Genomic DNA, 12,637 nt, shown 5'->3' on the forward strand with positions numbered 1-12,637 from the left:
CCTAGCGGTCCTTGTTGCATGCTTTCCCTGGAAAGATTTCTCTTCCAGGGGCTGATGCTTAAGGGTGGCGCGGGCCAATCAGGGTTCCCGCAGGTTTATCCGGGGATCCAATCAAGTTTCCGCGAGGTCTTGCGCGCAGCTACGGGGCCAGCATCCAGGGCTGCATCGCCTGCTGCGGGTACGTGACGGCATCGGCTGCGTCGAGAACCTCCAGCGCAGTCATGTGCGCAGCCGCTGCTACTTCGCGGATCGGCTTGCCGTGGGTTACGGCCGCAGCGACGGCAGTTTGCAGGGTTGCAGCCGCGGGGTCATGCTCTACTAGTGCGGACTCCAGCGTCGCCACGGCCTCTTCCACCGCGCGCATATCTTCGTCCATCGGTACCCTCCTGTTTCTGCCCCATTGCAGTGACGCCTACGGCCCGGGATCCGGCGCCGTTGCCGGGACGCCGTTGCCAAGACGAAGAGTCATGTTCCTAAAACAATAAGACAGACAGGTCTGTCTCTACCAGTACCAAGGTACACTGATTCTCTGATGAGTGCTCCTGATGCAACCGGGGATACCTTGCTGCCTCAAGAGGTGCGTACCGGCCATAGCGAACCAGTGGACCGGATCCTTGCCACCGCCTACGAACTTTTTTCCCACCGCGGTGTCCGCGACGTCGGAATCAATGAGCTGATCGAACGGTCCGGGGTGGCCAAGTCCACGTTCTACCGTCACTTCCCCTCCAAGGATGCGCTGGTCCTGGCATTCCTGGCACTCCGTGACCAGGTCTGGACGGTGGACCTGATTGTCTCCGAGGCAAGGCGCAGGGGGACCACCCCCGAAGGGCGCCTGCTTGCCATTTTTGACGTCTTCGGGGACTGGTTCCAGCGCGACGATTTCGAGGCGTGCACCTTCATCAATGTCCTCCTGGAGATGGGCCCGGAGCATCCGCTGGGCGAGGCCAGCATCGGTTACCTCGCCAGAATCCGCGGCCACATCCAGGCGCTCGCTGAGGAAGCGGGACTCGAACGCCCTGACGAATTCGCCCGCTCCTGGCACATCCTGATGAAGGGCTCCATCATCTCCGCGACGGAAGGTGACTTCCTCGCTTCAAAGCGCGCGCAGCAGATGGCCGGCTGGCTGATCGGGCACCACCGGAGCTGACGCGCCGTTGGCCGGCCGCCGTCGGTCCTCTTCAGCGCCCCGCCCTCCTCGGCGGCCGGTCCAAACCAGTCGCGATCAGTCGCGCCACAACAGGTTCCGCAGTGGGGCCGGCAGCCACCTCGACTTCGATCCTTCACCAAGGTCCCCGCTGCCTTGCGCCGGCCGGTCCGCCGGCCCAGCTGTGAAGTAGTCACCCCCAGCCGGGAGGATGCCGCCCGACGGGAGGCTGTCGGCGCCCGCGGCCAGGCTGTCGCCGCCCGCAACCGGCGGAAGGCAGGCGTTCTCGCTCAGGTGGCACAGCAGCGCCTGTTCGGGGGACCCCGGATGCAAGGCCAAGTGCTGCAGCAGTCGGTGCCTGGCTTCCGATTCCATATCCGTGGTGGCGAGGATGTCCAGGATGAGTTCGATGACCTGGGCGCGCATCACGGTCTTGTCGATCGACCGCAGCGATTCGCTGCAGAAGTCATCCAACTCATCCGCTGCATCCTCGGAGCTCCTCCGACGTACGGAGGGGACGTTTAGCCGATTGGGCTCGCCAGGGGTGGCAGTGTCAGCGTCCATCAGGACCTCCGTGAATGGTCGCGTTTCCCTCTAAGAATTCTGCATCGGCTGATGTGGAGACCTCCGCGACCACTATGCCGGGCCCCTGAAGGGGCGCGGGCTCCGCAACGGCCTGGTTCCAGACATTGAGGGCTGCGAAAGTAACCACCGGAATGCACAGCAGTAACAGCGTCTTCACTGGTGCGCCTCCTTTGGCTGCCTGATCCCTTGCATGACGCCAATGTGCAGCATGCCTCCTGTGAAAAGCTCGGTGCCCGCACCCCTCGATAGGAGGTCCCGCGCGGATTTTTGGGGGGTTCGCGCGGCAAAAACGTGCGCATTAACGCAGGGGCCGGAGCTGCCGCCGGAAACTTCCCGGGTTTTCACAAGGAAACTCTCAGGATCGGTGCCGGACCCGGTGTCCTGATGGCGGGGCCGGAGGCTGCATGGGCGGTCGTGGCACCGGCCCCTGCTGCGCCTTAACAAGCGCTCCGCAAGGGCGTAGTTTTGTGGTGTTGGGACCCGTTCCGGTCCTCCGCATCCTGCATTGGGGCCGGAAGCTGACAGGAGGTAACAGCGATGAACAACATATTCAGGCGGGCCGGCGTGGATATCCCGGAACCCTTCCGCCGTTTTCTGGAGGGAGATCTGGACGAGTGGCTCCGGGTGGAGGAATACCGGGAGGCCGGGTCCCTGGTGGTAAAGGCCGAAGCGCCGGGCATCGATCCTGACAATGATGTCGACATCACCCTCGCTGGCAGCCAGCTGCAGATCACAGTCCGCCGTGAAGAAAAATCGGACCACAAGGACAAGGAAGGGTACCGCTCGGAATTCCGCTTCGGCACGTTTTCGCGAACAGTAAGCCTTCCCGCCCCGGTGAACCAGCAGGACATCCGCGCCTCGTACACCGACGGCGTTCTGGAAGTTCGCGTTCCGCTGCCCGAGGAGCCCGCTGCCGGAGGCCGGAAGGTCCGCGTCTCCCGCGGTGCCGGAAGTGGCGACTTCGGAACTGGCGGTGCCGGAACCGGCGACTCTTCACGGGACATGGGGCAAGAGCCCGAGGGCCGTTTCGGCGGCCCCTAGGCTGGCAGCTCAGCCCTGGTAGTGGGTCTTCGCCGGGCCCTGGCCGAGCGAGTCAACGATCGACGTCGCGACGCTGTGCAGCTTGATGTTGCGGGTGCTCGACGCTGCCTTGAGCAGCTCGAAGGCTTCCTCTTGGCTGCACCTGTTCTGCGCCATGATCACACCGACGGCGACGTCGATCACCGTCCGGGTTTCCAGCGTTGCCTTGAGGTTGGCGGCGGCGTCGCTGAAGTGGGCGAAGCGCACGGCCAGCCGGAGGGCCATGGAGGTCTGGCTGACGAAGTCCTGCGCCAGTTCCAGCACCCGGCCCTCGAATCGGCCAGGACGGTGAGAATAGAGGTTCAGCGCGGCCCGGGTCTCGCCCTCGAGCACGAACGGGAGGGCGAGGATGGAACGGACGCCCTGCCCCAGCACCGTCTCGGCATAGCTTTTCCAGCGGTCGTGCTTTTCGAGGTCCGTGATGTGGATGGTGACCTGCTCGCGCGAGGCCGTCATGCAGGGACCGTCGCCGAAATCGTACTGGATCTCGTCCATGGCCTGCGCCTCGGGGCTGCTGCTTGCCACAGTTGCTGCCTTGCGGTGCCGCAGCAGGGTCACGCCGCAGAGGACCTCGTCGCCGGGCTCAGACAGGCTGCGTGCAGAGATCCGGGCAAGCTCATGGAGGAATTCGCCCACGTCGGAGCTCGTGAGCACAAGCTCGTTGAGGTGCTCCGTGATTGAGGTTTCAGGTTTTGCGGTCGACTCGCTGGCCACGATTTTTCGGTACCGTTTCGCTCAGGTCAAGACGAACCGGCGGGCGCAGCGCGGGGGACCCCGTGGCCGGGGCGGTAGCAGCAAGCAAGGTGCCGGATCGAACAACAATCCAACGGCCTTCTGCTAAACCGTACCGAGAAAATATACACCAGTTCTTCACGAGCCATGGCAGCGGTTACAGCCGCGGGCCCTAGGCTGGGGGAAAGGTGCCGGGCGGCGACAGCCGCTGCGGCCATCGGAGCACGGCCGCCCGGGCCAGGGCTGGCCAGCGAACAGGAGGAAGCCGCAATGAGAATTGCCGTAACGGGAGGCAGCGGAAAGCTCGGACGGAACGTGGTCCGCAGGCTTGTGGCGGACGGGCATTCGGTCCTGAACCTGGACCGGACGGGCAGCCGGAGTCCACAGTTCGCCGCCGTGGATCTGCGTAACTACGGGCAGGTAGTTGACGTCATCATGGGCCTGGATGACCGGCACGAGGGCTTGGACGCGATAGTCCATCTGGGCGCCATCCCGGCTCCGGGCCTGGTGCCGGACGCCGCCACCTTCGAAAACAACATGCTGTCCACCTACAACGTGTTCCAGGCGGCGCGCAGGGCCGGCATCAGGAAAATCGTATACGCCTCCAGTGAGACGGTGCTGGGACTGCCGTTCGACGTCGACCCTCCCTACATCCCGGTGGACGAGGAGTATCCGGCCCGGCCGGAAAGCACCTACTCGCTGGTCAAGCACCTGGAGGAGCAGATGGCCATCGAAATGACGCGGTGGGACCCGGAGCTGAGCATCGTGGCCCTCCGGTTCTCCAACGTCATGGATCCGGAGGACTACGAGGAGTTTCCGTCTTTTGACGCGGACGCCGCCCTGCGCAAGTGGAACCTCTGGGGTTACATCGACGCGCGCGACGGTGCGCAGGCGGTGGCGCGCGCGCTGGAATACCGCACGCCGGGGTTCGAGGCCTTCATCGTCGCGAACGAGGACACCGTCATGAGCCGCTCCAGTGCCAGCCTGGCGGCGGAAGTGTTCCCTCGGGTGAAGGTGACCAAGGAGCTGGGCGAGCACGAGACCCTGCTGTCCATCGACAAGGCCAAGCGGCTCCTGGGCTACGCGCCCGAGCACAGCTGGCGGAACTACCACTCCACCCGCACGACGCCCACTGAGGACTGAGCATCGAGGGCCGAGCGCGGTCCCGGGACTTAGGTGTCCGTTCGCGCTTTCCTGGAAGACGGTGAAGCGGGGCCCCCTTGGTGCCGGGACCAGATGTCGCCCATTTCCTGGGTGGACTGCTCAACGATCCTGCTCATTGCCGCGTGTGCCGCCTCGGCTTCACCGCGCTGGATGGCGCTGGCCACGTCCACATGCAGCTGCAGGGCCTCGTGGTGCGGAAGGTGCGGCATCAGGCCGTGCTCGGTGCGGCCGGAGAGAACTTCCCGGACGAGGTTGTGCAGCTGGGAGAACATGGGATTGCCCGAGGTCCTGAGCACCGCAGCGTGAAATTCTATATCCAGGGTGAGGAACTGTTCCTGTTTGTCGCCCTGCCCGGCCGCCCACAGCCGGGCTGCGAGGGACACCAGTTCGCTGCCGTCCTCCAGCGAGATGCGTTCCGCGGCGAGCCGTGCCGCTTGCGGCTCTATCGCGCCACGGAGTTCGTTCAGCGCGCGCAGCTGGTCAAGCCGTCCCGGGGAGGCCAGGCGCCAGCGGATGACCTGGGGATCGTAGAGATTCCAGCATTCTTCTTCCTGGACAACAGTTCCAAGCCGTCGCCTGGACTCCAGCATGCCCATGGAACAAAGCACTTTCGTTGCTTCCCGGACCACTGACCGGGCCACCTTGTGCTCGGCTTCCAGCTCATCGATCCGGAGGACGGTGCGCGGCGCGAGCGTGCCGTCGGCAATCGCCAGGCCCAGCCGTTCCAGAAACGACCCGGGCGAGTCTTTCGAGTGCTCCGCCTTTGGAGTTTGCATGAATAAAGCATACGGGAATCAAGCAAAGGCTTGTTTAAGTCCGCCTTATTTGCCATGATCGCAGCCTGAGCAAGTGCAATGATGCGTTTGGTGCGGCCGGAGGATCTCCGGTCCTGAGTCAAGGAGTCGTAATGAAGCGACGTTCAGTAGTGAAGTACGCGGCCATGGCCGCGGCCCTCTCGATGGGGCTGACCGCCTGCGGCGGGGGCGGAGGCAGCGACTCGAAGGGGTCGGACACGGTCCGGGTCACCCTCGCCAACCATGTCTGGACCGAAGGGATCAAGGCGGCGATCCCCGAATTCGAAAAATCCACCGGGCTGAAGGTGGAGCTGACCCAGCTCGGTGAAGACCAGCTGTCCGACCAGTACAACGTCAAGCTCAACGCGGGCAGCGACGAAATCGACGTCATGATGTATCGACCTCTCCAGGAGGGCAAGGCCTTCGGCAAGAACGGCTATCTGGCCGACCTGACGAGCAAGGTCGCAGAGGACGCGGACTGGAACTGGAAGGACTACCAGGACGGCCCCGTCAAGGCTTCGACCTATGAAGACAAAGTCATGGGCATTCCGATCATCACCGAACGCGAGGTGCTCTACTACCGCAAGGACCTGCTGAAGGCAGCCGGTCTTGAGGTGCCCAAGACCATGGAGGAACTGGAGGCGGCAGCCAAGAAGATCGCCTCCGCGGACACCGCCGGCTTCGTTGCCCGCACCGGCAAGTCCACCGCGGTCACCCAGTTCTCCAGCTTCCTGTACAGCTTCGGCGGCGACTTCACCGACGAAAGTGGCAAGTCCGCCGTCGGCAGCGAGGAAGCCAAGAAAGCCTATGCCTTCTACGGCGGGCTCATCAAGAACTACGGTCCCAAGAACGTCAGCACCGACATGAGCTGGCCGGAAGCCATGGCGATCTTCACCCAGGGCAAGGCCGCCTTCTACACGGAGGCCGACTCCCTCTACAAGAACGCCACCGACCCCGCTAAGTCCAAGGTGGCCGAAACGGTTGGCTTCGCGCCGCTTCCGGCCGGACCGGCGGGCTCCAAGCCGTACAACATCCCGTCGTGGGGCCTCGCGATCAACCAGTCCTCGGGCAACCAGGACAACGCCTGGAAGTTCATCAAGTGGGCCACCAGCAAGGACCGGACGCTCGAAGCACAAAAGGCCGGCGTCCCCGGGCCCCGGGCTTCTGTCTGGTCTGATCCGGCCGGCACTTCCACTTACCCGAAGGACCTTGCGGCCGCCATCGCAGTCAGTGCTGAAAAGGGCGTAGGCCACGACCGTCCGCTGGTCATCACCGTCGGCAAGGCCCGCGAAATCGTGGGTGAGCCCATCGTCGCTTCCATCACCGGCGCTGACGCTTCCGCCGCGGCCGACCAGGCCAACACCGCCTTCCAGAAGTTCCTGGACGACGAAAACAAGTAAGTAAAGCGCGACGGCGGGACAACAGCCCCGCTGCTGTCCCGCCGTCGCACTCGAAATGCCTTCACCCCCAACTCTTAGGTGAACCATGTCTGTACTGACCCCTGCCCGGACCTCTGGACAATCTGCGCGCAGCCGGGATAATTTCTCCGCCTGGGCGAACCGCCACCGGAAATGGCTGTTTGCAGCGCCCGCGATGATCTTCGTCGGCCTCCTGATCGTTTTTCCGCTTGCCTGGACCCTCTACCTGAGCCTGACCGACTCCCAGGGATCGGTCCGCGCGGCCTCCGATTTCGTGGGGTTCGAAAACTACCTCACCGTGCTGACGGACACCGAAAGGTTCTGGCCGGCCGTAGGCCGCACGGTGTCCTTCACGCTGGTGGCCCTGGTGTGCGAAGTCGTCCTCGGCATGTGCATCGCCCTGCTCCTGTGGCGTCCGTTCCGCGGCGAGAAGTGGGTCCGCGTGGCCATTCTGCTGCCGCTCGTTGCCACCCCCGTGGCAGTGGGCATGATGTGGCGCCTGATCTTTGACCCGAACATCGGCTTCGCCAACCAGTTGCTGGGGCTCGTTGGCATTCCACCCCAGCCGTGGCTCTCCGGCCAGGATTCGGCCCTGCCCACCACCATCTTCATGGACGTTTGGCAGTGGACTCCCATGGTGGTGCTCATCCTCCTTGCGGGCCTGACCTCGCTGTCCGAGGAGCCGGATGAGGCCGCACGCATGGACGGCGCCAACGCCTTCCAGCGCTTCTTCTTCGTCACCCTGCCCCTCATGATGCCCACCGTGATCGTGGCCATCCTGCTGCGCGGCATCGACGCGCTCAAGACGTTCGACATCCTCTACGCCACCAAGGGCAAGGGCGGCGGTTCATTCCACGAGGTGGAAACACTGAATGTGTACGCCTACGGGCTCAGCTTCGACTACAACCAGTACGGGCTCTCCTCCGCCGTGTTGATCCTGTTCTTCATGATCATCATTGGCTCCATGTGGTTGCTGACCATGCGCAAGAAAGCGGTAAGCAAATGACCGTACTGCACGAAAACACCGAATCCCAGACGCCGGCAAGCCAGCGGCGAGGAACGGCCCGCCGCAGGAAGCCGTTGCGCAGCAACGGGTACAAGGTGTTCCGTTTCGCGGCACTGGTGGCGGTGGTGCTGTTCCTGATCGCGCCGCTGTTCTGGATGCTGCTCGCTTCCTTCAAGACCAACGTGGACATCTACGATGCGGGGAAGTCGTTCCTGTTCACGCCGACCGCCGAGAACTACGCCAACGTCCTGCAGCGCAACAACTACTTCGTCTTCATCTTCAACAGCTTCTGGGTGGCTTTCGTCTCCACCGCGCTGTCACTGGTCCTGGGCGTCCCGGCCGCCTACGCCATGAGCCGGTTCACCATGCACCGCTCGGCGCTTGTGGTGCTCATGGCCCGCGTCATCCCGGGCGTTTCGCTGCTGGTGCCCTGGTACTACGTCTTCTCCAACCTGAAGATGGTGGGCGGCTTCGAAGTCCTGATCCTCAGCCACATGTTCGTCGCCCTGCCGCTGATCGTGTACATCATGATGAGCTACTTCGACTCGCTGCCGATCGAACTGGAGGAATCGGCGCAGGTGGACGGGCTCACCCCGATCGGCGCCTTCCGCCACATCACCCTCCCGCTATCCGTGGCCGGCATGGCCACCGCGGGCATCCTGGCCTTCATCTTCTCGTGGAACAACTTCATGTTCGCCCTGGTCCTGTCCGGCTCGAAGACGAAGACGCTGCCCGTGGCCATCTTCGACTTCGTCTCCTACGCCAGCATCGACTGGGGCGGGCTGATGGCGGCCGCCACCGTGGTGACCATCCCGATCATGATCATTGCGTTGTTCACGCAGAAGTACATCGTCTCCGGTCTGACCGCTGGCGCCACCAAGGGCTAGGGGCCTCGGAAATGACACGAATCAGCAGGATAGAAACCTTCCTGGTGCCGCCGCGCTGGCTGTTTGTCCGCATCGAGACCGACAGCGGGATTGTGGGCTGGGGCGAGGCGAGCTGCGAAGGCCGCAGCGAGACCGTGCGCACCGCAGTCGACCAGCTCGCCGAGCTGCTCCTCGGCCAGGACGCCCTCCGGATCGAAGACCACTGGCAGGTCATGACCAAGGGGTCGTTCTACCGGGGCGGCCCCATCCTGGCAAGCGCCGTGTCTGGGCTTGACCAGGCACTGTGGGACATCGCCGGCAAGCACTTTAACGCCCCGGTGCACCAGCTGCTGGGCGGCCCCGTCCGTGACCGGATCCGCATGTACGGCTGGGTGGGCGGCGACGAACCCAGCGAGGTTGCTGACCAGATCAGCGCCCAGCTGGAAGTCGGGCTTACCGCCGTCAAGATGAACGCCAGCGGCAGGATGAGCCCGGTGGCCTCCGTCGCTGAGCTCGACGGCGTGGTCCGCCGGGTTGCGGCCGCCCGCGAAGTCCTGGGCGACCACCGGGACGTCGCCGTCGACTTCCATGGCCGCTTCAGCCTGGCCAACGCCCGGCGGGTGGCGCCGCTGCTGGAACCGTTCCGGCCCTTCTTCCTGGAGGAACCCGTCGTTCCTGAGAACACCCACCTGCTGCGGGAATTCACCTCCTCCACCACCACGCCGGTGTCCACCGGTGAGCGGCTTTACAGCAGGCAGGAGTTCCTGCCCGCACTGCAGGCCGGGATCGCCGTGGCGCAGCCGGACCTCTCCCATGCGGGCGGCATCACCGAGACACGCAAGATCGCCTCGCTGGCCGAGATCTATGAAGTGCAGCTCGCCCCGCACTGCCCGCTGGGGCCGCTCGCGCTCGCGGCATGCCTGCAGGTTGGCTTCGCGACGCCCAACTTCCTCATCCAGGAACAAAGCATCGGCATCCATTACAACCAGGGCGCCGAGGTCCTGGACTACGTGGTGGACAAAACCCCGCTCAGGTTCGTGGACGGGTACATCGAGCGGCTGACCGGGCCGGGCCTGGGCATCGAGATCGACGAAGCCGTGGTCCGCGCCGCCGACAAGCAGGGCCACGCCTGGCGCGGACCGGTCTGGCGGCACCCCGACGGCTCCTTCGCGGAATGGTGACGGACAGAATGGAAAACACAGGAACCGGGAACCCGGAACTGCTGCTCAACGGGATCAGGGACAGCCGACTGGTGGCCATCGTGCGCGGCTCGGACGGACAGGCCGCCGCGAAGGCAGCCCTCGTTGCCATGGAGGAGGGATTCCGTTACGTCGAAATCGCCCTCACCACCCCCGGCGCGCTGCAGGCCATCAGCGAAGTGCGCGCGGCTGCCCCGGCCGGCTGTTTCGTGGGGGCGGGAACAGTCCTGACCGTGCGGGACGTGGACAACGTCCTTGAGGCCGGCGGGCAGTTCACCGTGACCCCCGCGCTGGCCGAATCGGTGGACGAGTCCGCCCGGCAGGGGATACCGGTCCTGGCCGGTGCGATGACGCCCAGCGAGGCCTACGAGGCCATGAACCGGGGGGCGACTGCCGTCAAGCTTTTCCCGGCCTCCATCGGCGGACCGCCGTACCTCAAGGCGTTGCGTGACCCATTTCCGGACATTCCCTTCATCGCGGTGGGAGGCGTCGGCCTCGAACAGGCCGCGGCGTACTGGGATGCGGGTGCCATTGCGGTGGGCCTCGGCGGGCCGCTCTTCGGGGACGTCGGCTCCGGCGGGGACCTGGCGCCGGTACGGTCGCGGGCACGCAGCTTCGTGGACCTGGCCGCCGGTTTCGGGCGCACTGCCGTGGAGAGCCAGCGGTGACTCCCGCCGTCGACCTCCTTACACTGGGCGAATCCATGGTCTCGCTCAGGACCGGCGGGCCGATCTCTGCCGGCGGTTGCCTGTCGATGCACGTGGCCGGGGCCGAATCGAACGTCGCCGTTGGGGCCGCCCGGCTGGGGCACCGGGTGCGCTGGGCCGGCGTCATCGGCAGCGACCCGCACGGTGAGTTCATCCTGCGCCAGTTGCGCGGGGAAGGCATCGACGTGCTTCACCGGGAGGATACGGTCCGCAGCACGGGCGTGATGTTTCTGGAACAGCGCACGGCCGATGTCACCCGCGCCTACTACTACCGCTCCGCGTCCGCCGGATCCACGCTCAATCGCGACGACGTCGACGGGGCCCTCACCGGCGGCGCCCGGGTGCTGCACCTGACCGGAATCACCGCCGCCCTCAGCCCGCAGGCGCAGGAGGCAGTCGAATACGCCGCCAGCCGGGCCAAACGCGCGGGGATCCTCGTCTCACTGGACGTCAACTACCGCAGCAAGCTCTGGTCCCGTGACGAGGCCAGGGCTGCGTTGGCCCGCGTAGTGCCGTATGCCAGCATCCTGATCGCGTCCGACGACGAGCTCAAGCTGGTGGCGCCGGACCTGGAACGAGCAGATCCTGAAGCGGAGCGGGATTCCTCGGAGGCCGCCGAGGCCCTCGCTGCCAAGCAGCTCCTTGACCTGGGCGTGCAGGAAGTGGTGGTCAAACGCGGCGCCGCCGGCGCCGGCGTCCACACCGCCGCCGGACGCCATGAGTCGCCGGCTGTGCCGGTGACGAGCATCGACACTGTCGGTGCCGGAGATGCCTTCACCGCCGGATACCTGTCGGCCCTGCTCGACGGCGAGAACGTGGCCGGACGCCTCAGCCGCGGCGCGCTTGCGGGCGCCTTCGCCGTCAGTACGGCGGGGGACTGGGAAGGCCTGCCGCGGACCCGTGAACTCGCACTGCTGGGCAACCACGTTGCCGGCAGTACCCAGCGCTGACGACTGCAACGCCATCGGGCCGCCCGGCCCGGAATCTTGAAATCTTGCTGATGTGAAGGAAGGCCTGGACCTGTGAAAATTATTGCCGCGGAAGTCTTCGTGACAAGCCCCTCCCGTAACTTCGTGACGCTGCGGATCACCACCGAGGACGGTGTGACCGGCATTGGTGACGCCACCCTGAACGGGCGTGAGCTTGCCGTTGCTGCCTATTTGAAGGAGCACGTCGCGCAGCTGCTGATCGGGAAGGACCCGCACCGGATCGAGGACACCTGGCAGTTCCTGTACCGGTCCTCGTACTGGCGCCGGGGCCCGGTGACGATGGCCGCGATCGCCGCGGTGGACATGGCGTTGTGGGACATCAAGGGCAAGCTGGCCGGCATGCCGGTGTACCAGCTGCTCGGCGGGGCGTCCCGGAACGGGCTGCGGGCGTACGGGCACGCGTCCGGTTCGGACATCCCCTCGCTGTTTGACTCGGTCCGGGAGCACCTGGAGCTCGGGTACAAGTCGGTGCGGATCCAGACCGCGGTGCCCGGGATCAAGGCCGTGTACGGGGTGGCCGCGCAGGCCCAGGCGTCGGGGGAGCGGTACGACTACGAACCGGCCGGGCGCGGTGCGTTCCCGGTGGAGGAGGACTGGGACACCCGGGCCTACCTGCGCCACCTGCCGTCGGTGTTCGAGGCGGTCCGGAACGAGTTCGGACCGGAACTGCCTTTGCTGCATGACGGGCACCACCGGATGACGCCGATCCAGGCCGCGAAGCTGGGCAAGGCCCTGGAGCCGTATGACCTGTTCTGGCTGGAGGACTGCACCCCGGCGGAGAACCAGGAGGCGCTGCGCCTGGTCCGCCAGCACACCACCACCCCGCTGGCCATCGGTGAAATCTTCAACACCGTGTACGACTACCAGACCATCATCAAGGAACAGCTGATCGACTACGTCCGGGCAGCCTCCACGCACTTCGGCGGGATCAGCCCTTTGAAGAAGGTCATGGA

The 12,637-nt window shown here is 65.2% G+C and carries 14 protein-coding genes; 10 read left to right on the plus strand and 4 right to left on the minus strand.

What is annotated here, in order from left to right; all coding sequences use genetic code 11:
- Positions 1-139: 139 nt before the first annotated feature.
- Positions 140-376: a hypothetical protein gene (locus tag DBZ45_RS19795; protein WP_111905536.1), complete on the minus strand. Its 237-nt coding sequence runs from the start codon at positions 374-376 to the stop codon at positions 140-142.
- 156 nt (positions 377-532) lie between these two features.
- Between DBZ45_RS19795 and DBZ45_RS19800 the strand changes: the two genes are divergently transcribed.
- Positions 533-1,147 (plus strand): TetR/AcrR family transcriptional regulator, encoded by a 615-nt coding sequence (locus DBZ45_RS19800; protein ID WP_223257181.1) that lies wholly within the window; start codon positions 533-535, stop codon positions 1,145-1,147.
- 75 nt (positions 1,148-1,222) lie between these two features.
- Here the strand turns inward: DBZ45_RS19800 and DBZ45_RS19805 are convergent, their stop codons facing one another.
- Positions 1,223-1,708 (minus strand): hypothetical protein, encoded by a 486-nt coding sequence (locus tag DBZ45_RS19805; protein ID WP_146617543.1) that lies wholly within the window; start codon positions 1,706-1,708, stop codon positions 1,223-1,225.
- Between the two features lie 558 nt (positions 1,709-2,266).
- Here DBZ45_RS19805 and DBZ45_RS19810 point away from each other — a divergent pair.
- The gene (locus DBZ45_RS19810; RefSeq protein ID WP_111905539.1) at positions 2,267-2,770 is read left to right on the plus strand and encodes an Hsp20/alpha crystallin family protein; all 504 of its coding nucleotides are present in this window, start codon (positions 2,267-2,269) and stop codon (positions 2,768-2,770) included.
- A 9-nt stretch (positions 2,771-2,779) separates the two neighbouring features.
- Here DBZ45_RS19810 and DBZ45_RS19815 read toward each other — a convergent pair whose 3' ends face one another.
- The gene (locus DBZ45_RS19815) at positions 2,780-3,523 is read right to left on the minus strand and encodes a GAF and ANTAR domain-containing protein (protein WP_111905540.1); all 744 of its coding nucleotides are present in this window, start codon (positions 3,521-3,523) and stop codon (positions 2,780-2,782) included.
- A gap of 288 nt (positions 3,524-3,811) precedes the next feature.
- On the opposite strand from DBZ45_RS19815, the gene DBZ45_RS19820 reads away from it, so the two are divergent.
- On the plus strand, positions 3,812-4,684 hold the full coding sequence (locus DBZ45_RS19820; protein ID WP_111905541.1) for an NAD-dependent epimerase/dehydratase family protein: 873 nt from the start codon (positions 3,812-3,814) through the stop codon (positions 4,682-4,684).
- Positions 4,685-4,713: 29 nt separating this feature from the next.
- On the opposite strand, the gene DBZ45_RS19825 is transcribed toward DBZ45_RS19820, so the two are convergent.
- Positions 4,714-5,481, minus strand: a complete 768-nt coding sequence (locus DBZ45_RS19825) for a FadR/GntR family transcriptional regulator (protein ID WP_111905542.1) — start codon at positions 5,479-5,481, stop codon at positions 4,714-4,716.
- Positions 5,482-5,612: 131 nt separating this feature from the next.
- Between DBZ45_RS19825 and DBZ45_RS19830 the strand changes: the two genes are divergently transcribed.
- The 7 genes from DBZ45_RS19830 to DBZ45_RS19860 form a co-directional block, all read left to right on the plus strand.
- On the plus strand, positions 5,613-6,899 hold the full coding sequence (locus DBZ45_RS19830) for an ABC transporter substrate-binding protein (RefSeq protein WP_111905543.1): 1,287 nt from the start codon (positions 5,613-5,615) through the stop codon (positions 6,897-6,899).
- Positions 6,900-6,984: 85 nt separating this feature from the next.
- Positions 6,985-7,923 carry a carbohydrate ABC transporter permease gene (locus tag DBZ45_RS19835; protein ID WP_102974169.1) on the plus strand — a complete coding sequence of 313 codons (939 nt, stop codon included), beginning with the start codon at positions 6,985-6,987 and terminating at the stop codon, positions 7,921-7,923.
- Positions 7,920-8,810: a carbohydrate ABC transporter permease gene (locus tag DBZ45_RS19840; protein WP_111905544.1), complete on the plus strand. Its 891-nt coding sequence runs from the start codon at positions 7,920-7,922 to the stop codon at positions 8,808-8,810. Before DBZ45_RS19835 ends, DBZ45_RS19840 begins: the two co-directional genes overlap by 4 nt.
- Before the next feature lie 11 nt (positions 8,811-8,821).
- A complete protein-coding gene (gene dgoD, locus DBZ45_RS19845) occupies positions 8,822-9,970 on the plus strand; it encodes a galactonate dehydratase (protein ID WP_111905545.1) in 1,149 nt (382 codons plus the stop codon).
- 8 nt (positions 9,971-9,978) lie between these two features.
- Positions 9,979-10,656, plus strand: coding sequence for a bifunctional 4-hydroxy-2-oxoglutarate aldolase/2-dehydro-3-deoxy-phosphogluconate aldolase (locus DBZ45_RS19850; protein ID WP_111905546.1), 678 nt, complete (start codon positions 9,979-9,981; stop codon positions 10,654-10,656).
- On the plus strand, positions 10,653-11,645 hold the full coding sequence (locus DBZ45_RS19855; protein ID WP_223257182.1) for a sugar kinase: 993 nt from the start codon (positions 10,653-10,655) through the stop codon (positions 11,643-11,645). Before DBZ45_RS19850 ends, DBZ45_RS19855 begins: the two co-directional genes overlap by 4 nt.
- Before the next feature lie 72 nt (positions 11,646-11,717).
- On the plus strand, positions 11,718-12,637 hold a 920-nt coding region (locus DBZ45_RS19860), incomplete at its 3' end, for a D-galactonate dehydratase family protein (RefSeq protein WP_111903401.1).

The sequence above is a fragment of the Arthrobacter globiformis genome (assembly GCF_003261175.1).
GTDB lineage: Bacteria > Actinomycetota > Actinomycetes > Actinomycetales > Micrococcaceae > Arthrobacter > Arthrobacter globiformis_A.

What these genes read in the sequence shown, in the direction of transcription:
- DBZ45_RS19825 (WP_111905542.1), bottom strand. Translation starts at nt 5,481, where the DNA reads ATGCAAACTCCAAAGGCGGAGCACTCGAAAGACTCGCCCGGGTCGTTT.
- DBZ45_RS19840 (WP_111905544.1), top strand. Translation starts at nt 7,920, where the DNA reads ATGACCGTACTGCACGAAAACACCGAATCCCAGACGCCGGCAAGCCAG.
- DBZ45_RS19800 (WP_223257181.1), top strand. Translation starts at nt 533, where the DNA reads ATGAGTGCTCCTGATGCAACCGGGGATACCTTGCTGCCTCAAGAGGTG.
- DBZ45_RS19795 (WP_111905536.1), bottom strand. Translation starts at nt 376, where the DNA reads ATGGACGAAGATATGCGCGCGGTGGAAGAGGCCGTGGCGACGCTGGAG.
- DBZ45_RS19810 (WP_111905539.1), top strand. Translation starts at nt 2,267, where the DNA reads ATGAACAACATATTCAGGCGGGCCGGCGTGGATATCCCGGAACCCTTC.
- dgoD (WP_111905545.1), top strand. Translation starts at nt 8,822, where the DNA reads ATGACACGAATCAGCAGGATAGAAACCTTCCTGGTGCCGCCGCGCTGG.
- DBZ45_RS19830 (WP_111905543.1), top strand. Translation starts at nt 5,613, where the DNA reads ATGAAGCGACGTTCAGTAGTGAAGTACGCGGCCATGGCCGCGGCCCTC.
- DBZ45_RS19805 (WP_146617543.1), bottom strand. Translation starts at nt 1,708, where the DNA reads ATGGACGCTGACACTGCCACCCCTGGCGAGCCCAATCGGCTAAACGTC.
- DBZ45_RS19850 (WP_111905546.1), top strand. Translation starts at nt 9,979, where the DNA reads ATGGAAAACACAGGAACCGGGAACCCGGAACTGCTGCTCAACGGGATC.
- DBZ45_RS19835 (WP_102974169.1), top strand. Translation starts at nt 6,985, where the DNA reads ATGTCTGTACTGACCCCTGCCCGGACCTCTGGACAATCTGCGCGCAGC.
- DBZ45_RS19820 (WP_111905541.1), top strand. Translation starts at nt 3,812, where the DNA reads ATGAGAATTGCCGTAACGGGAGGCAGCGGAAAGCTCGGACGGAACGTG.